Origin of the sequence: Riemerella anatipestifer (genome assembly GCF_035666175.1) — a bacterium.
Lineage (GTDB): Bacteria > Bacteroidota > Bacteroidia > Flavobacteriales > Weeksellaceae > Riemerella > Riemerella anatipestifer_D.
Map to the genome: position 1 here is coordinate 1013852 of NZ_CP142016.1, position 26622 is coordinate 1040473.

Annotated in this window: 27 protein-coding genes; 12 read left to right on the forward strand and 15 right to left on the reverse strand. The window is 34.7% G+C overall.

Annotated features, from left to right (window positions below; translation table 11 throughout):
* The first annotated feature begins 1 nt into the window (after window position 1).
* Both purE and VIX88_RS05045 read left to right on the forward strand, forming a co-directional pair.
* Window positions 2-502 (forward strand): 5-(carboxyamino)imidazole ribonucleotide mutase, encoded by a 501-nt coding sequence (gene purE / locus VIX88_RS05040; protein ID WP_064969575.1) that lies wholly within the window; start codon window positions 2-4, stop codon window positions 500-502.
* Window positions 503-539: 37 nt separating this feature from the next.
* The gene (locus tag VIX88_RS05045) at window positions 540-1253 is read left to right on the forward strand and encodes a hypothetical protein (protein WP_064969574.1); all 714 of its coding nucleotides are present in this window, start codon (window positions 540-542) and stop codon (window positions 1251-1253) included.
* Between the two features lie 28 nt (window positions 1254-1281).
* Here the strand turns inward: VIX88_RS05045 and VIX88_RS05050 are convergent, their stop codons facing one another.
* The gene (locus VIX88_RS05050; RefSeq protein WP_064969573.1) at window positions 1282-1923 is read right to left on the reverse strand and encodes an alpha/beta hydrolase; all 642 of its coding nucleotides are present in this window, start codon (window positions 1921-1923) and stop codon (window positions 1282-1284) included.
* A gap of 7 nt (window positions 1924-1930) precedes the next feature.
* On the reverse strand, window positions 1931-3223 hold the full coding sequence (gene tyrS / locus VIX88_RS05055; RefSeq protein ID WP_064969572.1) for a tyrosine--tRNA ligase: 1293 nt from the start codon (window positions 3221-3223) through the stop codon (window positions 1931-1933).
* Between the two features lie 233 nt (window positions 3224-3456).
* Between tyrS and VIX88_RS05060 the strand changes: the two genes are divergently transcribed.
* The 5 genes from VIX88_RS05060 (at window position 3457) to VIX88_RS05080 (ending at window position 9878) form a co-directional block, all read left to right on the forward strand.
* Window positions 3457-3984, forward strand: coding sequence for a DUF5025 domain-containing protein (locus VIX88_RS05060; protein WP_127919849.1), 528 nt, complete (start codon window positions 3457-3459; stop codon window positions 3982-3984).
* A gap of 4 nt (window positions 3985-3988) precedes the next feature.
* Complete coding sequence (locus VIX88_RS05065) at window positions 3989-7003, forward strand: T9SS type A sorting domain-containing protein (RefSeq protein WP_237190422.1); 3015 nt, start codon at window positions 3989-3991, stop codon at window positions 7001-7003.
* Between the two features lie 89 nt (window positions 7004-7092).
* Complete coding sequence (locus VIX88_RS05070; protein WP_214194106.1) at window positions 7093-7851, forward strand: hypothetical protein; 759 nt, start codon at window positions 7093-7095, stop codon at window positions 7849-7851.
* Between the two features lie 220 nt (window positions 7852-8071).
* On the forward strand, window positions 8072-8950 hold the full coding sequence (locus tag VIX88_RS05075; protein WP_004918508.1) for an IS982-like element ISRa1 family transposase: 879 nt from the start codon (window positions 8072-8074) through the stop codon (window positions 8948-8950).
* A 235-nt stretch (window positions 8951-9185) separates the two neighbouring features.
* Window positions 9186-9878: an SIMPL domain-containing protein gene (locus VIX88_RS05080; protein ID WP_064964811.1), complete on the forward strand. Its 693-nt coding sequence runs from the start codon at window positions 9186-9188 to the stop codon at window positions 9876-9878.
* An 18-nt stretch (window positions 9879-9896) separates the two neighbouring features.
* Here VIX88_RS05080 and rnhA read toward each other — a convergent pair whose 3' ends face one another.
* The 4 genes from rnhA to lpxK all read right to left on the reverse strand — a co-directional run bounded on the left by rnhA (window position 9897) and on the right by lpxK (window position 13893).
* Window positions 9897-10376 (reverse strand): ribonuclease HI, encoded by a 480-nt coding sequence (gene rnhA / locus VIX88_RS05085; RefSeq protein WP_004918471.1) that lies wholly within the window; start codon window positions 10374-10376, stop codon window positions 9897-9899.
* Window positions 10377-11948, reverse strand: coding sequence for a replicative DNA helicase (dnaB, locus tag VIX88_RS05090; RefSeq protein WP_214194107.1), 1572 nt, complete (start codon window positions 11946-11948; stop codon window positions 10377-10379).
* A gap of 123 nt (window positions 11949-12071) precedes the next feature.
* Complete coding sequence (locus tag VIX88_RS05095) at window positions 12072-12884, reverse strand: purine-nucleoside phosphorylase (RefSeq protein WP_214194108.1); 813 nt, start codon at window positions 12882-12884, stop codon at window positions 12072-12074.
* On the reverse strand, window positions 12868-13893 hold the full coding sequence (lpxK, locus tag VIX88_RS05100; RefSeq protein ID WP_064971263.1) for a tetraacyldisaccharide 4'-kinase: 1026 nt from the start codon (window positions 13891-13893) through the stop codon (window positions 12868-12870). Before lpxK ends, VIX88_RS05095 begins: the two co-directional genes overlap by 17 nt.
* 190 nt (window positions 13894-14083) lie before the next feature.
* Between lpxK and hppD the strand changes: the two genes are divergently transcribed.
* The 5 genes from hppD (at window position 14084) to VIX88_RS05125 (ending at window position 19391) form a co-directional block, all read left to right on the forward strand.
* On the forward strand, window positions 14084-15214 hold the full coding sequence (gene hppD, locus VIX88_RS05105) for a 4-hydroxyphenylpyruvate dioxygenase (RefSeq protein WP_064971269.1): 1131 nt from the start codon (window positions 14084-14086) through the stop codon (window positions 15212-15214).
* Between the two features lie 62 nt (window positions 15215-15276).
* Window positions 15277-15747 carry a hypothetical protein gene (locus VIX88_RS05110; RefSeq protein ID WP_064968519.1) on the forward strand — a complete coding sequence of 157 codons (471 nt, stop codon included), beginning with the start codon at window positions 15277-15279 and terminating at the stop codon, window positions 15745-15747.
* 3 nt (window positions 15748-15750) lie between these two features.
* Window positions 15751-17001: a fumarylacetoacetase gene (gene fahA, locus VIX88_RS05115; RefSeq protein ID WP_064971268.1), complete on the forward strand. Its 1251-nt coding sequence runs from the start codon at window positions 15751-15753 to the stop codon at window positions 16999-17001.
* Window positions 17002-17582: 581 nt separating this feature from the next.
* Window positions 17583-18404 carry a hypothetical protein gene (locus VIX88_RS05120; protein WP_064971267.1) on the forward strand — a complete coding sequence of 274 codons (822 nt, stop codon included), beginning with the start codon at window positions 17583-17585 and terminating at the stop codon, window positions 18402-18404.
* A gap of 108 nt (window positions 18405-18512) precedes the next feature.
* Window positions 18513-19391 (forward strand): IS982-like element ISRa1 family transposase, encoded by an 879-nt coding sequence (locus tag VIX88_RS05125; protein ID WP_127919822.1) that lies wholly within the window; start codon window positions 18513-18515, stop codon window positions 19389-19391.
* Window positions 19392-19420: 29 nt separating this feature from the next.
* Here VIX88_RS05125 and ribA read toward each other — a convergent pair whose 3' ends face one another.
* The 9 genes from ribA to VIX88_RS05170 form a co-directional block, all read right to left on the reverse strand.
* Complete coding sequence (gene ribA / locus VIX88_RS05130; protein WP_064970406.1) at window positions 19421-20014, reverse strand: GTP cyclohydrolase II; 594 nt, start codon at window positions 20012-20014, stop codon at window positions 19421-19423.
* A 19-nt stretch (window positions 20015-20033) separates the two neighbouring features.
* Window positions 20034-20504, reverse strand: coding sequence for a hypothetical protein (locus tag VIX88_RS05135; RefSeq protein ID WP_064970405.1), 471 nt, complete (start codon window positions 20502-20504; stop codon window positions 20034-20036).
* Complete coding sequence (locus VIX88_RS05140; RefSeq protein ID WP_064970404.1) at window positions 20497-21108, reverse strand: DUF4254 domain-containing protein; 612 nt, start codon at window positions 21106-21108, stop codon at window positions 20497-20499. The genes VIX88_RS05135 and VIX88_RS05140 overlap by 8 nt, the downstream gene beginning before the upstream one ends.
* Window positions 21109-21132: 24 nt before the next feature.
* Window positions 21133-21330 (reverse strand): twin-arginine translocase TatA/TatE family subunit, encoded by a 198-nt coding sequence (tatA, locus tag VIX88_RS05145; RefSeq protein ID WP_004916622.1) that lies wholly within the window; start codon window positions 21328-21330, stop codon window positions 21133-21135.
* 109 nt (window positions 21331-21439) lie between these two features.
* The gene (locus VIX88_RS05150; protein WP_004916619.1) at window positions 21440-21622 is read right to left on the reverse strand and encodes a Sec-independent protein translocase subunit TatA/TatB; all 183 of its coding nucleotides are present in this window, start codon (window positions 21620-21622) and stop codon (window positions 21440-21442) included.
* A gap of 29 nt (window positions 21623-21651) precedes the next feature.
* On the reverse strand, window positions 21652-23205 hold the full coding sequence (locus VIX88_RS05155; protein WP_038693518.1) for a M23 family metallopeptidase: 1554 nt from the start codon (window positions 23203-23205) through the stop codon (window positions 21652-21654).
* Entirely contained in the window at window positions 23202-24002 is an 801-nt protein-coding gene (locus VIX88_RS05160) for a DUF4292 domain-containing protein (protein WP_014937476.1), read from the reverse strand. The genes VIX88_RS05155 and VIX88_RS05160 overlap by 4 nt, the downstream gene beginning before the upstream one ends.
* A 55-nt stretch (window positions 24003-24057) precedes the next feature.
* Window positions 24058-25074: a sugar phosphate nucleotidyltransferase gene (locus VIX88_RS05165; RefSeq protein ID WP_014937477.1), complete on the reverse strand. Its 1017-nt coding sequence runs from the start codon at window positions 25072-25074 to the stop codon at window positions 24058-24060.
* Between the two features lie 81 nt (window positions 25075-25155).
* A complete protein-coding gene (locus tag VIX88_RS05170; protein WP_038693520.1) occupies window positions 25156-26589 on the reverse strand; it encodes a lipopolysaccharide biosynthesis protein in 1434 nt (477 codons plus the stop codon).
* Between the last annotated feature and the right edge of the window lie 33 nt (window positions 26590-26622).

Sequence of the window (26622 nt, forward strand, 5' to 3'; positions counted from 1 at the left end):
AATGGTAGGAATTATTATGGGCAGCCAAAGTGATTTGCCAATAATGCAACAAGCAGCAGATTTTTTACAATCTATGGCGATACCGTATGAGCTTACGGTAGTATCCGCACACAGAACTCCAGAAAGAATGTTTGATTATGCTAAAACCGCTAAAGAAAGAGGTCTTAAAGTTATTATAGCAGGAGCTGGTGGGGCGGCTCACCTCCCAGGTATGGTGGCAAGTTGTACCACACTCCCTGTAATTGGAGTACCAATACTCAGTAGTAATTCTATTGATGGTTGGGATTCGGTGCTATCTATATTACAAATGCCTTCGGGAATACCTGTAGCAACGGTAGCTCTTAACGGAGCCACTAATGCTGGAATACTAGCTGCCAAAATTTTAGGTTCGGCGGACGAGAGTATTTCTAATTCATTAGAAAACTATCAAGAAGGTTTAAAAAATAAAGTGTTGGACAGTATAGAGTATATTAAAACTCAACACCCTAATCAATTTGATTAAAAAAAGCCAACTCATCTTTATCTATAAAAAAGCATATATGAAGACTGTATTTAAAATCATAATATTCTTTTTTGTTTTACAATCTTGTGATAATAAAACGGTCTTAAATAAAGAAAAGTATAAGACTCAAGAGACAAAAATAAATACAGATAAAGCTAATAAAAAGAGTGAGCTTTATACAGACACTTTTGAGTTTGAATATTATAATGACAATGGAGATTATACATGGTTATCTGCAAAAAAAGGTCATGCTAAATATGATTTCGTAAATGACAATAACACTCAAAGAAATCTATTGAGAGGAGATATGTGTGAAATTACATGGGAAAAAGACACTATATATATTGCTGGTGAAGGGGAAACACCAAAAATTGAGAATTGGTTAGTTTCTATTAAGAAAATTAAAGATGGGAATGTTTCTAAATTCAGAAAAGATTATAAAAAAGAATTGAAGTATTATTATTCTGATGAAGGTTATACACAAAGTACTTTGGACGATTTATATCTTTCTGCAGAATACTATATTGCAAATACAAAAAATGAACTGATAAAGCTGGCTATACAAAATAGAGAACAATTAGAATATTCTATTGAAAGCAGAACAGAAAATAATAGAGATTATCAGGTTTTAGGTATTGGATATACTTTCGAACATAAGTTTAACGTAATACAATGGCTATATATTGATATTGAAACACAAAAAATCTATGAATATGATGTAGCAAATGACAAGTTAGTTGAATTTAAGTAGAAACTACCTAAAATAAAAATGGGAACGCCTAAGGTGTTCCCATAAATTCCATTAAATCTATATAATTTTTTTGATTGATGCCGTGTCCACTCATATATTCTCTAAAAGTAAAATAAGCCCCCAAATCATAGAGTAAATCGGCTGCCCTTCGTCCCCATTCCAAAGGAATAATAACATCATCTGTACCGTGCGAAACAAAAAATCTAAGATGTTCTATTTCCTTTTTTGATTTTGGATAGTCTTCCAATAATTTTAGTTCAGGGTAACAACTCATACAAGCTACTTTACTAAATAATGAAGGAAATCTAAATGCCAAAGCATAGCTCAACATACCGCCCTGACTAAACCCACACAAATGCACTTTAGAATTAATGCCGTAATGTTGTTTTAAAGCCTGTATATTAGTATAAAGGTCTTCCGTTGCTACTTTTGCCTGTTCTACATCTATACGGTTATTTTCGTCCATAAGGTTTATATCAAACCAAGCATAGCCTTGATAAGGCGTAGATTTAGGAGCTCTAAAACTCACGATAAGCCAATCTTCTGGCAGATTAGGCACGAATGAAAATAGATCCTCCTCATTACTACCATATCCGTGCAGAAGAACAAGCATTGGAGTTTCAGAGGTGATATTCTGTGGCTCTCTAACTAAGTGGTACAAATCCATCATTTAAAAATTAAATGGCTTTTACTATGAAATAATTCTTTTTGCCCTTTTGTAAAAGAATAAACTTATCATCTATAAAATCCTTTTCAGATAAGCAAAACTCCTCATTTACTTTAGACTTGTTTACAGAAATAGCATTCCCTTTTAGTTCTCTTTTAGCCTCTCCTTTTGATTTTAAAAACCCTGAATCCGCTAATAAATCGGTAATGTTCATTCCAACAAGTTCCTTTCTAGACAATTCCTGCTGAGGTACACCATCAAAAATATCTAAAAAGGTTGCCTCATCTAGTGCCACCAAATCCTCCGCCGTAGAACGCCCAAAGAGAATTTCGGAAGCCTTAACCGCCTTTTGATACTCTGCTTCTCCGTGTACCCAAGTGGTTACTTCTTGTGCTAGTTTCTTTTGTAGTTTTCTTTCGTGAGGAGCTTCTCTATGCTCATTTATGATAGCTTCTATTTCCTCTTTATTAAGGAAAGTATAGAATTTAATAAAGCGTTCCGCATCTTCATCGGTTGCATTAAGCCAAAACTGATAAAAACGGTACGGAGAAGTTTTTTTCGCATCTAACCAAATATTTTCACCAGATTCACTCTTTCCGAATTTAGTACCATCAGCTTTCGTTATTAGTGGAACTGTAAGTGCATAAGCCTCTCCTTGTGCTTTTCTTCTAATGAGTTCAGTACCGGTAGTGATATTTCCCCATTGGTCTGAACCTCCCATCTGAAGTTTAACACCTTGATTTTGGTAAAGATGAAGAAAATCATACCCTTGTAGAAGCTGATAGGTAAACTCCGTAAAGCTCATACCTTCAACACCTGCATCGCCAGAAAACCTTTTCTTTACAGAATCTTTTGCCATCATATAATTTACTGTGATGTGCTTTCCGATATCTCTAGCAAACTCAAGGAAAGAGATAGATTTCATCCAATCGTAATTATTTACGAGTTCAGCTTTGTTAGGGCTATCACTTTCAAAATCTAATAAACAAGAAAGCTGACCTTTGATACAATCTACATAATGTTCTAGTGTTGCCTCATCTAAAAGATTTCTTTCGGCAGACTTTCCAGAAGGGTCTCCAATCATTCCTGTAGCACCACCTACTAGTGCGATAGGCTTGTGCCCATGTTTCTGAAAATGAGCCAATATTTTAATAGGAATTAAACTTCCGATATGCAGTGAGTCGGCTGTAGGGTCAAAACCGATATAAGCCTTTGTCATTTCTTTATTTAGCAAGTCTTCTGTGCCAGGCATCATATCGTGGACTAAACCACGCCATTTAAGTTCTTCTATAAAAGGGTTCATAGCTGTATTTTTCGCAAATATAATGATTTTTAGGTTTATGGTTTTAGGAGATAAAAGAGCAATTAACCTCTATTTACTATTAAATAATAGGCATTCAACAAATATCCCTTTATAATAATTTATAACCTATCTTACTAAAAATCAGCTTTAATTATTTGGTGATTACAGATTTTTTTTTAATTTCACATAACTTAAATATATCTAATATGAAAACAATTTTAAAATTTTCAGTTTTGTCAGTAGGTTTATTACTTACTACATGTAAAGACCGGACAACGGAGGAATCTCAAGACAAACTTCCTCCTATTACTCAAACCGGTGCCAATACCGCAGGGTGTTTAGTAAACGGAAAGGTACTAATCCCTAGAAATGGAGTTTCTGCAATCCCTACTGTTTACGGATTAACCATTAGCATGAGTAATTATACTCCTGGGTATTATATAGATTTGTATAATGTTGAAGAAAAAAGACGTGTATATATATATGTACAGAGTAAAAATAAAACAGGAAACTTTACTATAAACCAATCGAATGGTGATGGTACAGGGAGAGCTCAAACTCTCTCCCAAATGTTCTATGAAATAGATAATAAAAAATATCTTTCATCTGATAATTCGGGTTTAATTACCATAACTAAATATGATTATCCGATAGTTTCAGGTACCTTTTCAGCAACGCTTTACAATGAAGACAATCCCTCGGAAAAAATCCAAATTACCGATGGAAGATTTGATATCAATGCTAAAACCTTAAATCAATAGAAATATGAAAACAATTTTAAAATTTTCAGCACTTTTTCTTAGTATAATGCTGTATGCTCAAGAAAAAACTTACACACAAAAGATAGATAGTCTTATGATGTATGTAGACAAAAGCCAAATGACTACACCTATTCTCTATGACCGGGTATTTTCTTTTTCAAATCTAAATACATCGGTACCAAGTAGCATTTCTTATGATTATTTTCTCCAGTCGTGGAGTGATATGTACCGTGCCAGTTACCAACCTAATTTTATTTCTCCCGAACATCTACAAGAATACGCTAGACGCAGCCTGCAAGATAATCAAGTGCAGATAGGGGTAATTAATCTAAAATATAATTACATTGATTTTGGTACAGATGAGGATCCAAACTTGGTTTTTGAAGATGGTTATTTTAGGAATGTGCCAGGCAAAAATCCATTTAAGGAAGCTCAAATCAGTTTAGTAAGCCCTTTAGTTTCAGAAATTACAAGCACCCGGGTAAACTATGTATTCACAAGCAGTACCATAGCACAAGACCCTACACTATCTCCCATTGAAAGTATAGAACTAAACTTAGGCGATGGAGTGATACGAAATTTAAACCTCAACTCACAACTTACCGTAGCCCAATCACAAAATTTTATAGTAAATTATACCTCTGGAGGTAACAAAAATATTTCTTTCAAATTAAAATTTGCGGACGGAACCAGCAAAACATTTCGTAAAAGTATAGAGGTAAAACTTGAAGATAAGCTCATTACAACCAATACTAATAATGGGCTTTATGCTGATAAAGAAGATTTTACAGGGAGCAGAGGTATCACGCAAACCACACCATTTAGAGGTTATAATGAGTCTGTTGCTAAATCAGGAGCATTAGAGTACAGAACCTATTACAACAGAATATCTAACCCAGGATTTAATGGTGAAAAATTCTCTGTAAAACCCAAACTTAGAAAACCTATAATTATCTTAGATGGGTACGACCCTGGTGATGGTAGAAAATTAGATGCACTCTATAAGCAGATGAACTACTATATTAATGATATAAAGAATAAATCAAGTGAACGAAACCTCATTAACGAGCTTCAAAACAAAGGCTTTGATGTTACTTTGGTCAATTTTCCTAATGGAGCAGATTTTATAGAACGAAATGCAATGGCAGTGGTAGAACTACTTAAAAGAGAAAATGATAAACTAAAACAAAACGGAAGTTCAGAAAAAATTATACTAATAGGTCCCAGTATGGGAGGGCTTATTTCTAGATATGCTTTAGCCTATATGGAGAAAAATAATATCCCCCACAATACACGGCTATGGGTAAGTTTTGATAGTCCTCATCATGGAGCCAATATTCCACTTTCGGCACAAGCCAATTTACTCTTTTTTGGAGCTATCGGAGGTTCTGAACAAGCAGCTAATAAATTTAAAGAAAACTTCTTCTCTCCAGCTGCACGGCAGATGCTTATTGAGCAGCTTGATGGCTATCCTAATCCTACCTATCTTTCAAGTAGTTCAGGAAGAAACAATAATCACCCGTTTCGTAAACAATTTCTACAAAATCTAACTAACAATGGTGTGTCAGGTTCCAATGGATTTCCTATACAGACGAGAAATATAGCCATTGCCAACGGAGCCACCACGAGGCAAAAGACGAATTCGGAAGGGCAGACTCTATTAGAAATGGCAGGATTTGGTCCATTGAGATTGAAAGCAGTAGTTTTGGTTGATAATGCCCTACCTGCACCCAATAATACTGCACTTAACTTTGAAGGAAGATTCACAAAAACGGTGAAGTGCCGCATTCCATTGACAAGAATGACTTTTACCTGCGGTATCAATATAATTGATAAAAAAGTTTATACAAATAATCCTAACCCTAGAGGTTCTATGGATGTGGTGCAAGGAGGAACTTTTGGAACATTCGATATATTTCAACAAGAGTTCGAGCACCCCTTAAGAGAGAAAGGCGTAAAAGATGTACAATGGAGACAAAATAGACATAACCATGCGTTTATACCTACGGTAAGCTCTTTAGCCTTTAAAAATCCGAATTTTGATTGGAATGCAGATATCAATAGAAATTTACTATGCAATCGGGAAATCCCTTTTGATGCCTATTTTGTTGCAAAAACAAATGAGGAGCATGTATTCGTATCAAATGAATTAGTAGATTGGCTTATGAAAGAAATAGAAGGAAATTACCAAGCTCCTAATCTTGATTTATCTAAGATTGCATTATCTACTACACAAAAAATACTTTGTTTAGACGAGACAGCACAAATATCCATAAATACTACAGACCCGTGTAGACTTCCTAGTAGATTTACATGGAGTACATCTCCAAATTTGCAGATTGTTGGTAACAATACAGACAATGCAGTGCAAGTTAAAGGAGTCCAAAATGGATTGGGATATGTATATGTAAATTTCGCCAGTGGACAAAAAATATCTCAAAAAATCTGGGTAGGTAAACCTCAATTACGCATAAAACCAGAAGAAGGAAGCACAAACTATGTGGTTCAGAGTATAGAATCTTTAGACACAGGAGCTACCTTAGAAGACCAAGGCTTAACACCAGCAGATGTTACTTGGAGAAGAAAAGACACAGGAGCCATAAGAACAGGCTATACTTACTTTGCAAATGGGCGTGGGTACAACTGGCATTTAGATTTAGAAGTAAACGCTAAAAATAAATGTGGCAGCACTACCTATGCTACCACTATAACTCCACCCCCTCCTGGTATGTGCGAGTACACCTATACAGTGTCAAAAGTTCAAAATGACGACTATACCATTGCCAGAATAATGGAGCCAGTATGTCCGAAACAATCTCCCGAAGATAACAATCTAATCCAGAGTCAAAGCACTTCTAGCGAAACCTATCACATTACAGTAGTAAACAGCTTAGGGAATACCGTAATTCAAAAAACAGGTAAAGATTTCAGCCTTTCTAACCTCCCTACAGGAAGCTATTTTGTAAAAATCATAAAAGATGGGCAGATGCTTGTTGGGCAAACACTTATTAAAAAATAAATCTTAAAAGAGGCGGTCTCAAAAATATTGAGAACAGCCTCTTTTTTTATTACATTCGCTATATTATAACCCCAAAAAATCAACAGATAATGAAACCTGAAGACAACAATCCACAACCCTCAAACAAAAACTCTATAAGCGAAACAGGACACGCCAAAAATGTGGCAAATCTGCAAAAACTTACAGAACAGGTAAAAGTGTATACCCTCTACAATCCACCTGTAGACACTTTAAAAGTTGCAAATCTACAAACCCTCTATAGAGAGGTTTCCGCAAAACTAAACGAAGTAGAAGACAAACGAAACGCCAACAAAAATGCAATTACATTACGCCAATCTACCTTTGAAAACCTAAAACCTACTTGCACAAAAATCGTCAACCACTTAGCCATTTTAGGCTTACCGCAGGGAACAGTTAATCAAGCTAAATCCTTAAATCGTCTCATTCAAGGCGGACAAAAGAAAGTAGCTACACCAGTTGAAGAAGGCAAAGAAACACCAAAAACAGTCTCTACTTCTAGGCAATCCTACACCCAACAAGCCGAAAATTTCGGGATTTTATTACAGTTGTTAGGAACAATCCCTACTTACACCCCAAACGAAGACGATTTGAAGTTAGCCAACCTTAACACTTACAAAGAATCATTGATGAGTGCCACCCAATCCGTTGACAAAACCGAAGCAGAACTCAACAACAAAATCATAGAAAGAAACCAAATACTCTATGCAGACGGAACGGGGCTTTATACCATTGCACAAAATGTAAAAAAATATGTTAAGAGTGTTTACGGAGCCTCTTCCTCCGAATATGCTATGGTATCAGCCATCAAATTCACCTCTCCGTCTTAATATTGGAGCGGTCTGTTTTTCAATTAAAGCAACTTAATTTTACATTCCTATATCCTAACTAAATATTTGGTTAGGATATTTTTATATTCTTCAATTTTAAAAATAAATTAAAGCATATAAAAAGTATATTTTAACCCGTTGTGCATTATGAAATGAAAAAAACAAGAGTTGTTTATTAGACTGAAAATCAGTATATTGTTTTTGCTATAAAACGATATAAATGAACAACTTAGAGCAAATATATGAAAGAATTTTGGAAGTTTTAGGACTTTTTTCAGAAAATCAACTGATTAGTTATCAGAGAAGAACACCTAAAATGAGCGATTTAGAAGTCATAAGTCTTAATATTACTGCTGAATACTTGAGTATTGATAGCGAATTACAGTTATTTAGAAAATTGCCAAACTCTCTGATAAACAAAATTGAAAGAAGTGTTTACAATAAGCGAAAACGAAGACTATCCCTACAAACAGAGCAAATTAGACAGCGTATTTCGATGGAGTTCAATGAGTTTGAAGATATTTTTATCGTTGATAGCATGCCAATGAAAGTTTGTGAAAATGCTCGTTCTACTCGTTCAAAAATTTGTAAAGAGCAATCCTATTCTTCACCAACATATGGTTATTGTGCTTCACAGAAATTATATTTCTATGGCTATAAACTACACGCAGTATGTTCTTTAAATGGTGTGATTAAGAATTTTGATATAAGCCCTGCATCCGTTCACGACATCCACTATTTAAAAGATATTGGTGAGCAAATGCGAAACTGTACTTTAATTGGAGATAGAGGCTATTTATCAGCAAAAGTTCAAATAGATTTATTTAACTATGCTAATATTAAATTAGATACACCAATGAGAAGTAATCAGAAAGATTATATTCCTCAATTTTCATTGTACAAGAAAAAGCGAAAACGAATTGAGACATTTTTCTCTCAACTTTGCGACCAATTTATGATTAAAAGAAACTATGCTAAAACTTTTGAAGGCTTTAAAACAAGGATAATCAGTAAAATAACCGCCGCAACGGTTATTCAATATATCAATAAATTTATCTTCCAAAGAAAATTAAATCATCTAAAAATCAGTATTATTTAAAATGCACAACGAGTTATATTTTAATGATTGTAATTTACATTTTCTATTTCTAAAATAATATTGTATCATTTGTAATTTATACTCTTACGCTTATGAAACAAATTCTTGCTTATATAAATAATATTCTTCCACAAATACCACCTAAATTAAAAAAAGAATTACTATTGATACCTATATAAAAAATAAAACCAAGTCATCGGCATATTATTTGATACAGAGGAGCTAAAACAAAATTATGAAATATTTATTTTTAATCCTTATGCTATTCTTCGGACAGCTTATTTTTGGGCAGAAGAACTTTTTAGACCAACCTTATTTAGAAACTTCGGGCAAAGCAGATACATTGGTAATACCTGATAAAATAACCATTAACATCAATCTCAATGAAGCCGATACTAAAAACAAAATATTGGTAGAAGAACAAGAAAAAAGAATGGAAGGTGCCCTTAAAAAGCTAGGCATCAATACCGAAAAAGATTTATCTCTTAATGGTTTATCTAGTGGGTTTAAAACATACTTCTTAAAAGGTCAAAACATTATTAAACAAAAGAATTACTCTCTTATTGTTCGTAATGCGGTTACGGCAGGTAAAGTCTTGATGGCACTAGAAGAGCAAGGCATTTCTAATGTAAACATCTCTAAATTAGAATACACCAAAGAAGAAGAACTTTTGTTAGCCCTAAAGAGTAAAGCCGTTTTAAAATCCAGACTAACAGCGGAGCGAATGGTAAAAGCTTTAAATCAAAAATTGGGTAAAGCTATCTTTATTTCCGATGAAAATAATGCCTATCCTCAAGTAAGTCCTATGATGATGCGTTCCACAAAAGCAATGGAAAGCTATGATGCTACTTCAGAAGCTCCTATTGATATAGAGTTTAATAAAATCAAGTACGAAACTTTTGTTAATGTTAAGTTTCAATTAGATTAAATTATAAAGGATAAAATACTAAAACAATGAGTCAAGGGTTGCGTTTTCTTCGTAACCCTTGTCTATTTCTAGTTTAGAAGCATTTGCAGCGGCTACGGCTAGCTTATCGCATCGCTCATTGTCGGGGTGTCCGTTATGCCCTTTAATCCAATGGAAAGTTGGGTTGTGCATTCTCATCAAAGGGACTAACCTTTGCCACAAATCAGGATTTTTAACTTTATTAAATCCTTTTTTTATCCAACCATACAGCCACTTTTGGTTAATGGCATCGGCGACATACTTGCTATCGGTGTAGATATGAACTTCGTTTTCGTTGTTTTTAAGTTTTTCTAATGCCACAATAACCGCCAATAGTTCCATACGGTTATTGGTGGTTTTTCTAAACCCTTGCGAAAATGCTTTCTCATAATTCAGTCCAGAAACTCGCATAATAATTCCATAGCCACCTTTGCCCGGATTTCCGCTACAGGCTCCGTCTGTGTAGATATCAATCTTCATTTAGAATGGCATATCATCATAATCGTCAATCTCATTCATAGAAGACCCAGAAATATTATCTGGAATATCAAATGCAGCACTTGGTTGTATGGTGGTTTTGATGCTTTCAAATCCGCTAAGATTATTATCCATTTGTCCAAAATTAGAACTTTCGTAACCACCATATAAATCTAAATCCGCAAACTTGGCAATTTCTTTAAAGAAAGAAAGCCTTACTTCGCCCGTGGCACCATTACGGTGTTTTGCCAAAATAATTTCGGCTTGATTGATGGTGCTGGTTTGTGCACCTTCCTCATCATTATCCCAAAAATCTATCTTATAATATTCTGGACGGAAGATAAAGGATACAATATCTGCATCTTGCTCTATCGCACCAGATTCCCTTAAATCAGAAAGTTGAGGGCGTTTATTAGGACGAGTTTCCACCGTTCTAGAAAGCTGTGATAAAGCTATAATAGGCACATTAAGTTCCTTTGCTATGGCTTTTAGTGAACGGGATATGGTAGAAATTTCTTGCTCCCTTGTGCCACCCTTTCCAGAGTTTGCAGTCATCAGCTGTAAATAATCCACCATAATGATTCTCACGCCGTGTTGCATTACAAGTCTTCGGCACTTTGCTCTAAAGTCAAAAATGGAGAGAGCTGGTGTTTCATCTATATAAAGTGGAGCGTTTTCTAAAGCAGCGACATTGTTAAAGAGGCGTTGCCACTCTTCATCGCTCATTTGCCCTTTTCTTAATTTTTCAGAGGAAATCCCTGTCTCAGAAGAAATCATTCTGGTAATAAGCTGCACTGATGCCATCTCTAACGAAAATACAGCGATAGGAATTTGATGTTCCACCGCTATATTTCTAGCCATAGAAAGGATAAACGCCGTTTTACCCATACCAGGACGAGCTGCTATGATAATCAAATCCGAGTTTTGCCAACCTCCTGTTTCCTTATCAAGTTGGGTAAATCCCGAAGGAATACCCGAAAGCCCTTCTTTATCTTTAAGAGATTTAATTTTTTCAATGGCTTCACTTACTAAAGAACTAGCAGTATCAAAGCCTTTTTTTATCGTTCCGTTGGTAATTTCAAAAAAAGATTGTTCGGCACGGTCTAAAAGTTCAAATACATCTGTAGATTCTTTGTAAGAATTGTCTATCACATTCGCCGATACATTGATGAGCGACCTCAAAATGTATTTTTCTAGGATAACTCTCGCGTGGTATTCTATATGGGCAGAAGAACTGATGCCTGTGGTTAAATCTATGATGTAAGCGTCCCCACCAGCCAAATTAAGTTTTTCCTGCTTCTTTAATTCTTGGACTACCGTTAGAATGTCTATTGGCGTATTGTCGCCAAACAGTTTAATGATGATGCGGTAAATCTCCTGATGTCTAGGGTCGTAAAATACCTCAGGCGTGAGTAAATCGTAAGTATTATCAAGTGCTTTTTTATCAATAAGAAAAGCTCCTATAACCAGTCTTTCTAAATCTACTGCATTGGGTGGCATTTTGCCTTGAGAAATAGAGAGTTCCTTCGCAAAATTACCGTTGACTAAAGATGATAATGTTTCCTTTTGTGCCATAGGGCAAAGATAGTGGTTTTATGTTTTATGAAGCTACAATGTTAAAAACTTGTTATTATCTTTTTAGCAATAAAAAAGAGACTGCAACAAGTACAGTCTCTTAGCTAATTATTTATATTTCTCTTAGTAGTTCTTAACTAAACCTTTTACAATTTTGATAACATTAGGCATCGCTTTGTTAGCAGCTTCTAAAACTTCCTCGTGAGAAACATTGAACGCAATTTCTGGTCCGCCTAAGTCAGTAATGATAGAAATACCAAATACATCCATACCTTGATGTTTTGCTACAATAACTTCAGGCACGGTACTCATACCCACAGCATCACCACCAATAGCACGGATTAACCCGTATTCAGCAGGTGTTTCAAAGGTAGGTCCTTGCAGAGCTACATAAACCCCTTGGTGTACCGTGATGTTATTCTCTTTTGCTACTTCTTCAGCGATGCTCAACATTTTTTTGTTATAAGGCTCGCTCATATCTACGAAACGAGGTCCTAATTCATCTATATTTTTACCTCTTAATGGGTGTTCTGGCATCATATTGATGTGGTCGTTAATCAGCATCACATCAGCCACTTTAAAGTTAGGGTTTACACCACCTGAAGCATTAGAAACGATTAGATTTTTAATTCCTAATAAATGGAACACACGGAAAGGGAAAGTTACCGTCTCAACAGAATGTCCCTCGTAGTAGTGGAATCTTCCGCTCATCATAAGCACCTTCTTGCCTTCTAGCATACCGTAGATTAAGCTGCCTCCGTGCCCAACTACCGTAGTTTGAGGGAAGTTAGGAATATCAGCATAGTCCAAAGTATGGATTGCCTCTACTTCGTCTTTTAACTTACCCAATCCAGAACCTAGCACGATAGCAAAGTCTGGTGTATCTCCAATAATGTTCTTAATAAACGCTGCGGTTTCTTTAAATTTTTCTAACATAATTCAGTATTATTTTGTTAAACTCCTCTAGCTTATCCATTTCTACATTGATAGGCCAGTAATATAATTTATCACTTAGATATTCAAAAGTTTTTAGCCTTACAAAATCTTTTTCTGTGGTGAGTATCATCTTATAATCTCCCATTTTTTTATACTCGGAGATTATCTTTTGTACATCAGCATCTGTAAAGCTGTGGTGGTCTTTAAATTTAAGATGCTTTACCTTCTTGGCAAATCTATTCAGGTGTTCTAGGAAAGGCGTTGGGTTGGCAATTCCTGTAATGACTAATATATCGTAATAAGCCAAATTATTATCAGGCAAAGATTGCGTTTTGGAGAACACCGTTTCATCATAATTGATGGTGGAGAAAAACACTTTTTGATAATGCTTAGGGCTTATTCTAGAAATGTAGTATTGTTTTTTCTCCTCCGTAATATTAGCAGGACACTTAGAAACTACGATGATATGAGCCCTTTTCATTCCGTTTCGGCTTTCCCTTAAATTCCCAGCGGGAAGAATAAAGTCTTTAAAATAAGGGTCGTTATAGTCGGTCATTAAGATGTTAAGCCCTGCATTGATTCTGCGGTGCTGAAATGCATCATCTAGCACTAGCACATCTAAATCCATATCAGAAATAAGTTTCTTAGCACCGAAAACTCTATCCTCACTTACCCCAATTACAAAACGATTCTTAAAGCGTTCAAAAAGTTGCATAGCTTCATCGCCTACCGTTTTATAATTACTATTGTAATTCACAACTCCATAGCCTTTGGTAGTACGTCCATAGCCTCTAGAAAGCACTCCCGTACGATGACTTTTTGAAAGGAGTTCTGCAATATGCATTACCATTGGAGATTTCCCGCTACCACCTACGGAGAGGTTACCTACATTGATAATAGATGTATTAAATTTCGTAGAAGGCAACAATCCCCAATCATACATTTTGTTTCTTACAGAAGTCCCTAGATGATAGATTAAGGAAAAAGGATAGAGATACCATCTTTTCATATAGTCCACTTACAAATTTCCGTAGGCAAAAGTACGCTTTTTTTACGAGGAAAGAAAGCTAAAATGGAAAATCACTTTATATCTCACTAAAATAACTTACATTTTTATTTTTACACGAAATAGTATACTCATTAATAAACAAAAAATTGTATCTTGGCTCATTGAAATTAAAAATTTAAAAAGCAAAAATATGTCGGAACTAACATTTGCTGAAAAAATAGCGAAAGCACAAAATTTCTTACCCATCAATGGGACAGATTACATAGAACTTTATGTAGGTAACGCCAAACAAGCGGCTCACTTCTACAAAACAGCGTTTGGGTTTCAGTCCGTAGCTTATGCTGGACCAGAAACGGGCGTAAGAGATAGGGCTTCTTATGTCTTACAACAAGGGAAAATCAGATTGGTTTTAACTTCTGGGTTAAATTCTAACTCGCCTATCTGTGAACATCAAAAAAAGCACGGAGATGGGGTTAAAGTACTAGCTCTTTGGGTAGATGACGCTTACGCTGCATTTGAAGAAACTACCAAAAGAGGCGGTAAACCATATCTAGAACCTATTACACTTACCGATGAGTTCGGAGAAGTAAGAATGTCGGGCATCTATACTTATGGGGAAACGGTGCATATGTTCGTGGAAAGGAAAAATTATACAGGTCCATTTATGCCAGGATACGAAAAATGGGAAAGCGATTATAACCCTTCAGATGTAGGCTTACTTTATGTGGACCACTGTGTGGGAAATGTAGATTGGAACAGAATGCTTCCAGTAGTTAAGTGGTACGAAGAGGTATTAGGCTTTGTTAATATTCTTAGTTTTGATGACAAACAAATCAATACAGAATATTCAGCGTTGATGTCTAAAGTAATGGCAAATGGTAATGGCTATGCTAAATTCCCAATTAACGAACCTGCCGAGGGTAAAAAGAAGTCTCAAGTAGAGGAATATCTAGACTTCTACGAAGGCGAAGGTGTGCAACATATTGCGGTAGCTACCAAAGATATTATAAAAACCGTTTCTGAACTTAAGGCTAGAGGAGTAGAGTTTCTATCAGCACCACCAAATGCCTATTACGAAATGGTGCCAGAGCGTGTAGGACATATAGACGAAGACCTTAAAAAACTACAAGAACTAGGCATTTTAATAGACCACGATGAGGAAGGCTACCTTCTCCAAATATTTACTAAACCTGTGGAAGACCGTCCAACACTCTTCTTTGAAATTATTGAAAGACACGGAGCGCAGAGCTTTGGAGCAGGTAATTTCAAAGCCCTTTTTGAAGCCTTAGAGAAAGAACAGGCGAGAAGAGGTAATCTCTAAAATAGACATCAATACAGTACACGCACTAATCTGTGTACTGTGTTTTTTAAATGATATAAATGATGAAAAAAATAATTGCATTAGGCTTTATTGTAGCCTCATTGGGTATTAAAGCACAGAACTTCGGTACACTTAACGCTATTTTAGACCGTTTAGAAGAAAGGAGAGGCTTTAACCAAGATTTAAGTGGAGTAAGTTTGGACGGAAAAAAGTTTGTTTCTATAAAAGATTTTGAAGACAGAACAGAGCGAGAATTTATTGTGTTTACCAATGATAAAGTGAATTACATAGAACTATTAGATGCTAAGCCTGATAATAAAACCTCCTCCAAAGTGTATGATGGTGATTTTATTAGAAAGAAAAACATTGTTTCTATAAGAGCTGATAAATTAGAAGGGCAAAAGATACCTATTGCGGTTACCAAAACCCTGATGCTAAATAGAGAGAAAGAAATTCTTTACCTAATAGACATCAACACAAAACAACGCTGGATAGATGAACAGTCTATCACAAAACAACCTGTAAAAAAATAAACTATGAAATCATTTGTAAATTATAACGAACAGTCCGATTTTTCCATTTATAACATTCCGTTTGGGGTGGCGGTTTTCAATCACGAGTATATTGCTTGTGCCACTAGAATAGGCGATTTAGTAATAGACCTAGCCTCACTTTACGATTATGGCTACTTTGACGATATAGAAGGCTTAACCGAAAATGTTTTTGAAGGTTATACTCTAAACGATTTTATAGAGCTAGGCAAACCTGTAACCACTGTTGTTAGAGAAAGAATACAAGAATTGCTTTTAGAAGACTCTAAACTTTCTAAAGACGAAAAAGTGATAGAAGAGTGCTTTTATGATTTAGACGAGGTGGAAATGCTAATGCCAGTGCATATCCCTAACTATACTGATTTTTACAGCAGTATAGAACACGCTACTAATGTTGGAAAAATGTTCCGTGACCCAGAAAATGCCCTTTTGCCAAATTGGAAACACATTCCTGTGGGGTATCACGGTAGAGCTTCGTCTATCGTAACTTCGGAAGTGAATTTTCATAGACCAAAAGGTCAAATGAAACCTGCAGACGCCAACCAACCGATATTTGGAGTGTCTAAACAATTAGATTTTGAGTTAGAAATGGCTTTTATAGTTAATAAGAATACAGAAATGGGCGAAAGTATTTCTACCAAAGATGCGGAGGACTCCATTTTCGGAATGGTACTGTTTAATGACTGGTCGGCTAGGGATATTCAGAGTTGGGAGTATGTGCCGCTAGGTCCATTTTTAGGGAAAAACTTCTGTTCGTCCATATCGCCTTGGGTGGTTACTTTAGAGGCTTTAGAGCCGTTTAGAACCACCTCTCCTAAGCAAGAACCAGAGGTGTTACCTTACCTAAAATTTGAAGGTGATAAAAATTTTGATATCGCTTTAGAGGTTTATTTAACACCTGAAAATGGAGCGGAGAACCTTATTTGCCAGTCCAATTTCAAGTATATGTATTGGAATATGGCTCAGCAGTTGGCACATCATACCGTTAATGGTTGTAATGTAGAGGTAGGAGATATGTATGCTTCGGGAACTATTTCGGGTAAAGAGCCGAGTAGCTTTGGTTCTATGCTAGAGCTTACTTGGAGAGGACAAAATCCTTTAACGCTTTCAGACAGCAGCGAAAGGAAATTTATAGAAGACGGCGATACCATCACGATGAGAGGGTTCGCCCAAAAGGAACATATTAGAGTAGGTTTCGGTGAAGTGAAAACCAAAGTATTACCTGCTAAATTATAGAACTAATTTTATTTTGCCCTAAAAAAATATTTAGGGCAAAATATTTACATCAGAAGATGATAAATACAGTATTTTATAAAAACGCTTCAATCTCTAAAAAATTAAAATCTTCCAAAAAATTTGCACACCTCCCCAAAAGGTTATAAGTTTGTCACAGTTTTATGGTACACCACATTAAAAATAGCGAAAAAATGCAAAATCATTTGGTTATTTCAAATAATTTTACACACACACACACACACACACACACACACACACACACACACACACACACACACACACACACACACACACACACACACACACACACACACACACACACACACACACACACACACACACAAATGTTATCGTGCGTGCGTAGCATTATATAAAATTTATTCTAAATTTCTACCTATAAGACCTCTTTTTTGTTTACTCAAGAAAGGGGAATTTTTGTATTCTTTAATTATATCATTTAGAATAAAGTTAACAGCTCATTACAATAACTATCCTATGATAAATATCATAGAACCAATAAAACGGCATGACCAATGGGCAAACTTTATTAAACAGCCACAAAAAATACAATAATAAAAATTATGATAAAAAAAACATTATTCCCAATTTTGATTTCTAGCATGTGTCTAGGACAAGTAGGGATAGGAACTGAAAACGTACATTTATCCGAAGCTCTAAAAGTAGAAGCTTCAAACAAGGGAGTATTACTTCCAAAAATCTCTATCCCAGATTTACAACAGGCTCCTCCTGTCGCTAATCCTGCTACCTCTCTAATGGTTTACAACACCAATGTTGATTCAGGAAAAGGTCATTACTATTGGTTTAATAACCAATGGAATCCACTACTTAATTCCGAAAATATTTATAAGTTACTGGGGATAGCTAAACTTACAATAAAAAAAAGTTCAAGTACTATGGTTGCAAATACTGAAACAGGCACTATATCTTACACAGAAAATGAAACTCCTAGTTCTAGATGGACTTTAATACCGGGATTGAGTCATACAGTTAATGTAACATCTACTAAAAATAATATTGTTGTTAATATTGATGGTATAGCTCAAAGAAACAATTTAAGCAGTTCTAATACGGGAGATTTTATGTCTTATGCAATAGGTCTATTTATCAATGATCAACTAAAAGCCGTTAGAAATTTTGTTGTTACTGGAAATAATGCTTGCTTATATGGAAATTTTGGTTTGAGCTTTAACCAACAAAATTTAGGATTAGGGAGTTACAAAATCGAAGTAAGACAAACGCTAAGAGCTAAGGCTGTTTCCTCTGCATTCTATGATAAAGCTTTCTACAATTTAACTTTTGGAGGAAAGAGTACAAGCTGTACTAACCTTGCAGATGATATGGCAAGAACAGAACTTGCAATACAATTAACAGAAAATAAATAACTATGAAAAAATTTATATCAAACCCGTTGTGCATTATGAAATGAAAAAAACAAGAGTTGTTTATTAGACTGAAAATCAGTATATTGTTTTTGCTATAAAACGATATAAATGAACAACATAGAGCAAATATATGAAAGAATTTTGGAAGTTTTAGGACTTTTTTCAGAAAATCAACTGATTAGTTATCAGAGAAGAACACCTAAAATGAGCGATTTAGAAGTCATAAGTCTTAATATTACTGCTGAATACTTGAGTATTGATAGCGAATTACAGTTATTTAGAAAATTGCCAAACTCTCTGATAAACAAAATTGAAAGAAGTGTTTACAATAAGCGAAAACGAAGACTATCCCTACAAACAGAGCAAATTAGACAGCGTATTTCGATGGAGTTCAATGAGTTTGAAGATATTTTTATCGTTGATAGCATGCCAATGAAAGTTTGTGAAAATGCTCGTTCTACTCGTTCAAAAATTTGTAAAGAGCAATCCTATTCTTCACCAACATATGGTTATTGTGCTTCACAGAAATTATATTTCTATGGCTATAAACTACACGCAGTATGTTCTTTAAATGGTGTGATTAAGAATTTTGATATAAGCCCTGCATCCGTTCACGACATCCACTATTTAAAAGATATTGGTGAGCAAATGCGAAACTGTACTTTAATTGGAGATAGAGGCTATTTATCAGCAAAAGTTCAAATAGATTTATTTAACTATGCTAATATTAAATTAGATACACCAATGAGAAGTAATCAGAAAGATTATATTCCTCAATTTTCATTGTACAAGAAAAAGCGAAAACGAATTGAGACATTTTTCTCTCAACTTTGCGACCAATTTATGATTAAAAGAAACTATGCTAAAACTTTTGAAGGCTTTAAAACAAGGATAATCAGTAAAATAACCGCCGCAACGGTTATTCAATATATCAATAAATTTATCTTCCAAAGAAAATTAAATCATCTAAAAATCAGTATTATTTAAAATGCACAACGAGTTAATTGATATTATGATTATTTATTATCTTCTAGCAGGTGTCCAAAGTAAGTTTTTTTTACTTTTAAATAATCCGCATTAACTTCATTAGATGGTATCTGTAAAGGAATCCTCTCATTAAGCTTTATTGTACTATCCTCTACAAATTTCAATTTATCTGGATTATTAGTAAGCAAATTAATTTCTTTTATACCCAAACTGGTTAATATGTCAATCGCTACGCCAAAATCTCTCCCATCGGCAGGTAATCCCAAATGTAGATTTGCCTGTACAGTATCCATTCCTTGCTCTTGTAAAGCATAAGCCTTAAGCTTATTGATAATCCCTATATTTCTACCTTCTTGCCTTAAATAAAGAATAATACCACCATTCTTCTGCATATACTGCATCGCAGCATCTAGCTGCTGCCCACACTCACATTTTTTAGAATGAAATATTTCTCCAGTAATACACTCAGAATGAAACCTCACATTGACCACTTTAGAAAAATCTGTATTTTCTGCAATCAACGCAATATGTGGTGTCCAATCCATTTCATTATCAGAAAATGCAATCATTTTAAAAACACCAAAATCGGTAGGGATATTAGCCTCAGCCTGTATTTTCAACATAAAATAAGCGTACCTTTACTTAAAAGTTATCAGAAGATGTTTTAATAGATTCTAATAGTGTGATATTGGTTTTGATTTTAACCAAATAAAAATTAAGAGCTTCATCTTCTTCCAAAGAAAGATTTTTCCTCAGTCCTTGAAGTTTTTTGTAACTCTTTTGCAAACCGTCTAGCGTTCTTACCTTTCTATTTTCGTTGTGTTCCCTAAGTGCATAAAGATACTCAGAAACATTAAACTTTATTAAATCTATATGTTTATTTATTGCCGCGTCTGAAAACCTCGGAAGTTTATCTGCCGCTGTTGATAGTTCAGATGCATACTTTACTTGGCTAACATTCACACTTGCACTCATAACAATGGTATCAGGTGAAGTTTTTGCCTCCCCTTTAGAAACAATCCCTTGTGAAAGAGGAGACAAGTTAACTTGCTCTACAGAACAAGAAACCAGTAAAAATATAGTGAATACTAAGGGTAAGGGATTTTTAAACATTTTTCTTTTGATATAAAACTGGGTTTAGACTATCATCATTATACATTTTCATTTGCTTATAAGTCTTTATTTTGTTGTTACCGCTCTCTATATCAAATAATAATCTATCTATAGCTGTGCTCAAGTCCACCTTTTGCTCCTCAAGAACAGCCAATTTATTAGAACACTTCAATTTATGTTTCTCATCTGCTGTATCTCTTAAGGTTTCTATCTTCATATGATAAATCTTAAGAGCTAATATAGACAATCTGTCGATAGCCCATGCTGGACTTTCTGTATTGATTTTAGCATTTTCCTTAGGCTTCACAGATTTATATTTTTCTAGAAAATAATCATCTATATACTCTACCAAATCTGTTCTATCTTGGTTAGATGAATCTATTCTCCTTTTAATCTTTAAAGCTTTCTCAGGAGATATGTTTTCATCACGAATAATATCCTCTAAATGCCACTGAACGGTATCAATCCAATTCTTTGAATACAAAAGTCGTTCCAAAGTATTTTCAGAGAACGGATTAGACTCAACTGCATCTACATCATCTGTTTTATGATAGTCTATAATGGCTTGATTAAAAATATTCCAAGCTTTTTCAGAAAAACTCATTTAATTTAAAATCTTACTTTTTAATTATGATTTTTTATTTTCTTCCTCTGTTGAAGATGAGCTTTTATCATCTTCCTTTACCGCGTCTTTAAACTCTTTAATACCTGAGCCCAAGCCTTTCATAAGTTCTGGAATCTTCTTCCCTCCAAACAAAAGTAATAATACAACCACGATGGCAACAATCTGCCAAGGTCCTACTGCCCCAAGAATAGCTACTAACATATATTTATCTTTATAGTATTAAAACAAAATTTTGGTAAAGATAGCAAAATTTATACATATAAACTAATACGCTATCCTTACCAAAATTAGACCCTCTAATCGATTTGCTCTACTTTTTCTCTTCTTCTGTTGAAGGTTTTTCTTCCTCCTTTACTGCATCTTTAAATTCCTTAATACCTGAACCTAAGCCCTTCATCAGCTCCGGAATCTTTTTCCCTCCAAACAATAAGAGTAGTATAACCAACACTATAAGTATATGTTGTACCGATAGTGCTAAAATAGTCGTTAACATAATTTATTTATATTTTTATTCGTTTATAGTTAGTTTGAAACCCATCCCATAGGATCAACAGGAGTACTTCCATTCCAAATTTGGAAATCCAGAGAGTAAGCCCCCTCAAAATCTTGTGCTATAGTCCCAATTGTAGTTCCTGATGAAACCTTCTGATTAGGAGAGACCGAAACGTCGGACAAATTACTATATATGGTGAAGTAGCTACCATGTTTTACAATAACCGTCTTAGTCCCCCCGACAAAAGAAATCCTTGACACTTCACCAGGGAAAACACATCTTGCCTTAGTACCGGGAGAAACTGCAATTCTAATCCCATTATTCTCCTCAACTATATTCTTAAATACAGGGTGCGGTTGTCTACCAAAACGGTGCGTCACTTGTCCTCTTTCCACTGGGAAGCCTATTCGTCCTCTATTTTCAGCAAAATTAGACCCTGTTGCTGCTCCTACACCAAACGCTGTCTTCGTTTTTTCCTCCGCTTTTTTCTTTTCCTCTTCTTTTCTCTTGGCTAGTTCTGCCTCAGCGTCTCTTGCTGCCTTAGCTTTTTCTTCTGCAGCCTTAGCTCTAGCAGCCGCTTCTCTAGCATCTTTTTCTGCAGCTATTCGGCGTGCTTCATTCCTTGCATTTTCTTCTGCTTTTGCAAGTTCAGCTTGTTTTCTAGCATCATCTTGCTTCTTTCTTTCAATTTCTGCCAATCTAGCAGCTTCCGCTTCCGCTTTTTTTCTTTCTCTTTCTAGTGCTTCTGCCCTAGCTTTATTCTCTGCATCTATTCTAGCTTTTTCTCTAGCTGCAGCCTCTCTCGCAAGTCTTTCTCGCTCTAGTCTAGCTTTTCGCTCCGCTTCTTCTTTTGCTTTAGCAGCTGCTATTTCTTCGTTTATTATCTTTCGGATTTCGCCTTCAATTTTCTTAGCTTGCGCTTGCTTCTGTTTAAGTTCAGCCGTAAGGGCTGCCTCATTTTTCTTGAAGTCTTCTAATAATAATTCCCTTTGTTTTCTATCATTTTGGATTACTAAAAGATCTTTCTGTTGCTGAGTAAGAATATTTTCTTTCTCTTTTACTGATTTTTGTTTCAGCTTTAAAGCTTGCTGAATTTCTGCTGCTTTACCGCTAATCTCTTTAGCTTTTTTATCTTGATAATCAGAGTATTGTTTAAGATACTGTACTCTTCTTAGAGCTTCTCCTAAATTTTTAGCCGATAGAATAAATGTAACTTTATTCTGAATACCTTTATTCTTATAAGCTTTTACTAATATCTCAGCATAGTTTTTTCTTAGTACAGCCAGCTCTTTTTTATACTTATTAATCTCTTTTTGACGAAGATAAATATCATCTTCAATCAGCCTTTTCTCCTTTTGTGTATTATTATAAACCTTCTCTCTTAACTGAATTTTTTTATTAACTTCATTAAGGTGTGCTATCGAAAGCCTTGCCTCCTTCTGAGTTTTAGCAAGATTAGAGTTGATAAGTGCAATTTGTTTTTTCAGTTCAGCACTTTCTCTCTGAAGCTGCTCTTTCTTCTGAGAAAAAAACAACCCAAAGCACAATACACTCAATAAAAAACTTAACTTCCTAAATATCATTTAATTTCCTTCTTTGTATAGTTACTTGGCACCGTGTATGGTGTATCCATAGCAGAGGAGTCAAATTTCGTGTTTTCTATGAAAATCTGGTCTGTTTTTTTTGCTTTTATAATAATTTTAACATTTTTAGGTAGATAATTCCCTTCAAAACTATCCCAATTAGTATAAAAAACTTCTAAATAATCAGGTGTTTTGGCGTCAGATAATTTTACCCTGCTAAGATTAAACATGGTATCATAATCTAATTCCATTTTATACTCATTCACCTTACCATCTACTATTATTTTTTGATTTTTAGCCGATGTTAAATGATAACCTTGTGCATTTTTAGTCAAATCAAAATCACCGTCTTTAATAGGAACAAAAGTCCTCCCTACCAATAAATTCTGAAGAGCTGAATAATCGATAAAGTTAACATTCAGAAGCCGATTAAGATAAGAAAAATCCGAATCTATATAAGTTTTATTATATTTTTCATAACCTTTAACGCCTTCTGGCGTGGCAATACCTCTTGCTACATTAAAGAACAACGCAGAAAGATTTACCCAAACTTTCTTTTGATTTTCTATATAAACTAATGCGTCCAATGTAGGAATTGGACTCCCGTTATCTACCTTAATTTTACTAGAAATCTTTAAATTTTTAAAAGCAGATTCTCTAAGGATATTATTGAAAAAAACTTGGTCTTTTTCTATCTTTTTATGTGTACTTACAGGTGGTTCAGACGGAATATTCTGCTGAGTCTTACATGACACTAGTATAAGCATAACTCCACCCAATAACCAAAGTTTATTCATAATATTAAAGTTAAGATTTATACTATAACGGAAAAAGAGCAAAAAACTTATACATTTATTTAGAAAGAAAATCTAACACCGAATAGTCTCCCAACGAAATTTCTCTAGACACTCCAAAGTATTTAGCTGAGTTACCTATCATAGAATTACTCAAATTACCATGATTAATCAGTGTTTTCTCCTGTATTAAAGAATTATCTATATTGGAATTAACCACCTCAGTATTATTTCCTAAAGAAACATTAGGTCCTATTTTGGAATTTTTAATAACCACATTTTCTCCAATAAAACATGGAGGAATAATAAGACTATTTTCTATCTTAGCAGACGATGGGAATGAAGATATCGCTTCTTTTTCATATTGCAATATCTTGCTATTAGTTTCTACCGTTGCATTTTTGTTGCCACAATCCATCCAGTCATTCACCTTACCTAAAGAGAACTTCGCTCCTTTTTGTCTTAAATTTTCTAATGCTGTTGTTAACTGATACTCCCCTCCTTGCATTATATTATTGTCCATAATATAATTAATCTCCTCCATTAATTTTTCAGCAGATTTAAAGTAATAAATTCCTATAATAGCTAAATCCGAAACAAATGTTTGGGGTTTTTCTACAAAATCGGTAATAAACCCATAATCATCTAACTTAACCACTCCAAAGGCCGAAGGGTCTTCTACTTTTTTCACCCAAATTACACCGTCCGAATTGGTATCTAAGACAAAATCAGCACGGAAAAGAGTGTCCGCAAACGCTACCACCACATCACCCTGCATAGAAGCTTCCGCACACTTTATTGCATGAGCTGTACCTAGAGGCTCATCTTGAGTATAAACACTCCCTTTAGCTCCTAATTTTTCTGCAATCTGGATTAGAGAAGCTTTTACTTCATCACCAAAATCTCCAATAATGAAAGTTACTTCCTCTATAGGCTGTCCTGCAACTTTTGCAATATCTTCCACCAATCTTTGCACAATAGGCTTGCCTGCAATAGGTATAAGTGGCTTTGGAACTGTAAGTGTATGTGGTCTCAATCGGGAGCCTCGCCCCGCCATAGGTACTATTATTTTCATATTATTTTATATAAATTACTAATTAGACTTCAAATATAATATTTTAATTTTTCTTCTCCCAAAAATAACGGACTGATTAAATTAATTTTTCACTCTAAATTTATCAAGCAAAGAAGAAAGCAAATGCCTCTCAGAAAAAATAATGCCAAAAACGAAAATTAAAAATAAAATATTCCCAATCCATACATTTGCTTCAAATATCTGGTAAGATAAAAATGAAAATACCGACAATAACAAAAGTACCAACATTATTTTTTTCATATTATAAGGGATTGGGTAATACTTCTGCCCTAAAAAGTAAGACACTAGCATCATTAAGAAATAAACCAACAAGGTTACCCACGCTGATACCATAAACCCATAGTCTTTTAGCAAGACTAAATTCAGTACAATGGTAATTGCCGCTCCTAGCCAAGAAATAAGCGTCCCAACAAAGGTTCTATCCGTAACTTTATACCAAGTAGATAAATTATAATAAATACCGAAACACAAATTACCCACCACAATAATCGGTACTATATCCATAGCGATCCAATAAGAGCTATCTGTAATAAAAATTGATTTTAACCAACTGATATTTGCCACAATACCCAATGCTGCCACTGATGCAAATAGTGTAAAATACTCCGTAATTTTCGCATAAGTTTTTGGCGCATCAGCATTATTCATTTGTTTAAAAAAGAAAGGCTCAATACCCATTCTATAAGCCGTAACAAAGAGTGTCATTAGAACGGCTAATTTGTAACAGCCACCGTAAGCTCCTGCTTCTGCTTTGGAAATAATGTTATATTGTACCGTTTTATCAAAGTTTTCGTTTACAACAAATGCCAATCCCGCCAACATTAGTGGGTATGAGTATTTTATCATTCGTTTAAACAAGTTCATAGAGAACTTAAACCTTACTTTACTCACTACAGGCAGTAACATTACAAACGCCGCCACACTAGCTATAATATTACTTACAAATGCATAAGACACCGATGTCTCCATACCCAAACTTTGAGAGGTTTCTTTAGGTACAAATAGAAACAATGCCAAAACACTCAATACTTGAACCAGCACTTGTGCCACTCTAATAGCAGAATACTTTATTGGTTTATTGTTAAATCTAAGCCACGCCAACGGAATTACACAAATAGTATCAAAAAAAGCAATCCAAGCAAACCATTTAATATACTCAGGGTGAGTGGCGTACCCTAATGAATCTGCTATACTTTGATTGAAAATATAAACTCCACCTAAAAACAAACTTGCTGTGAAAAAGAGAAACCAAAACGAGGTGTAAAATGCCTTGTTTTCGTTTTCCTTCTCTGCCGAATAACGGAAAAAAGAGGTTTCAAACCCAAGTGTAAGTAATATGTTTACATAAGACATCCAAGCATAAAGATTGGTAAACTGGGCAAACTCTTCCCTAGAGATATAGTAAATGAAAAAAGGATTAAGCAGGAAATAAATAACCCTCGGTAAGATTGCTCCAATACCGTAAATGATGGTCTCGTTGAGTAATTTTTTCAAAGTAAAAAATTTCTGCAAAGATATAGAAAATAT

What these genes read in the sequence shown, in the direction of transcription:
- purE (WP_064969575.1), top strand. Translation starts at nt 2, where the DNA reads ATGGTAGGAATTATTATGGGCAGCCAAAGTGATTTGCCAATAATGCAA.
- VIX88_RS05045 (WP_064969574.1), top strand. Translation starts at nt 540, where the DNA reads ATGAAGACTGTATTTAAAATCATAATATTCTTTTTTGTTTTACAATCT.
- VIX88_RS05050 (WP_064969573.1), bottom strand. Translation starts at nt 1,923, where the DNA reads ATGATGGATTTGTACCACTTAGTTAGAGAGCCACAGAATATCACCTCT.
- tyrS (WP_064969572.1), bottom strand. Translation starts at nt 3,223, where the DNA reads ATGAACCCTTTTATAGAAGAACTTAAATGGCGTGGTTTAGTCCACGAT.
- VIX88_RS05065 (WP_237190422.1), top strand. Translation starts at nt 3,989, where the DNA reads ATGAAAACAATTTTAAAATTTTCAGCACTTTTTCTTAGTATAATGCTG.
- VIX88_RS05070 (WP_214194106.1), top strand. Translation starts at nt 7,093, where the DNA reads ATGAAACCTGAAGACAACAATCCACAACCCTCAAACAAAAACTCTATA.
- VIX88_RS05075 (WP_004918508.1), top strand. Translation starts at nt 8,072, where the DNA reads ATGAACAACTTAGAGCAAATATATGAAAGAATTTTGGAAGTTTTAGGA.
- VIX88_RS05080 (WP_064964811.1), top strand. Translation starts at nt 9,186, where the DNA reads ATGAAATATTTATTTTTAATCCTTATGCTATTCTTCGGACAGCTTATT.
- rnhA (WP_004918471.1), bottom strand. Translation starts at nt 10,376, where the DNA reads ATGAAGATTGATATCTACACAGACGGAGCCTGTAGCGGAAATCCGGGC.
- dnaB (WP_214194107.1), bottom strand. Translation starts at nt 11,948, where the DNA reads ATGGCACAAAAGGAAACATTATCATCTTTAGTCAACGGTAATTTTGCG.
- VIX88_RS05095 (WP_214194108.1), bottom strand. Translation starts at nt 12,884, where the DNA reads ATGTTAGAAAAATTTAAAGAAACCGCAGCGTTTATTAAGAACATTATT.
- lpxK (WP_064971263.1), bottom strand. Translation starts at nt 13,893, where the DNA reads ATGAAAAGATGGTATCTCTATCCTTTTTCCTTAATCTATCATCTAGGG.
- hppD (WP_064971269.1), top strand. Translation starts at nt 14,084, where the DNA reads ATGTCGGAACTAACATTTGCTGAAAAAATAGCGAAAGCACAAAATTTC.
- VIX88_RS05110 (WP_064968519.1), top strand. Translation starts at nt 15,277, where the DNA reads ATGAAAAAAATAATTGCATTAGGCTTTATTGTAGCCTCATTGGGTATT.
- fahA (WP_064971268.1), top strand. Translation starts at nt 15,751, where the DNA reads ATGAAATCATTTGTAAATTATAACGAACAGTCCGATTTTTCCATTTAT.
- VIX88_RS05120 (WP_064971267.1), top strand. Translation starts at nt 17,583, where the DNA reads ATGATAAAAAAAACATTATTCCCAATTTTGATTTCTAGCATGTGTCTA.
- VIX88_RS05125 (WP_127919822.1), top strand. Translation starts at nt 18,513, where the DNA reads ATGAACAACATAGAGCAAATATATGAAAGAATTTTGGAAGTTTTAGGA.
- ribA (WP_064970406.1), bottom strand. Translation starts at nt 20,014, where the DNA reads ATGTTGAAAATACAGGCTGAGGCTAATATCCCTACCGATTTTGGTGTT.
- VIX88_RS05135 (WP_064970405.1), bottom strand. Translation starts at nt 20,504, where the DNA reads ATGTTTAAAAATCCCTTACCCTTAGTATTCACTATATTTTTACTGGTT.
- VIX88_RS05140 (WP_064970404.1), bottom strand. Translation starts at nt 21,108, where the DNA reads ATGAGTTTTTCTGAAAAAGCTTGGAATATTTTTAATCAAGCCATTATA.
- tatA (WP_004916622.1), bottom strand. Translation starts at nt 21,330, where the DNA reads ATGTTAGTAGCTATTCTTGGGGCAGTAGGACCTTGGCAGATTGTTGCC.
- VIX88_RS05150 (WP_004916619.1), bottom strand. Translation starts at nt 21,622, where the DNA reads ATGTTAACGACTATTTTAGCACTATCGGTACAACATATACTTATAGTG.
- VIX88_RS05155 (WP_038693518.1), bottom strand. Translation starts at nt 23,205, where the DNA reads ATGATATTTAGGAAGTTAAGTTTTTTATTGAGTGTATTGTGCTTTGGG.
- VIX88_RS05160 (WP_014937476.1), bottom strand. Translation starts at nt 24,002, where the DNA reads ATGAATAAACTTTGGTTATTGGGTGGAGTTATGCTTATACTAGTGTCA.
- VIX88_RS05165 (WP_014937477.1), bottom strand. Translation starts at nt 25,074, where the DNA reads ATGAAAATAATAGTACCTATGGCGGGGCGAGGCTCCCGATTGAGACCA.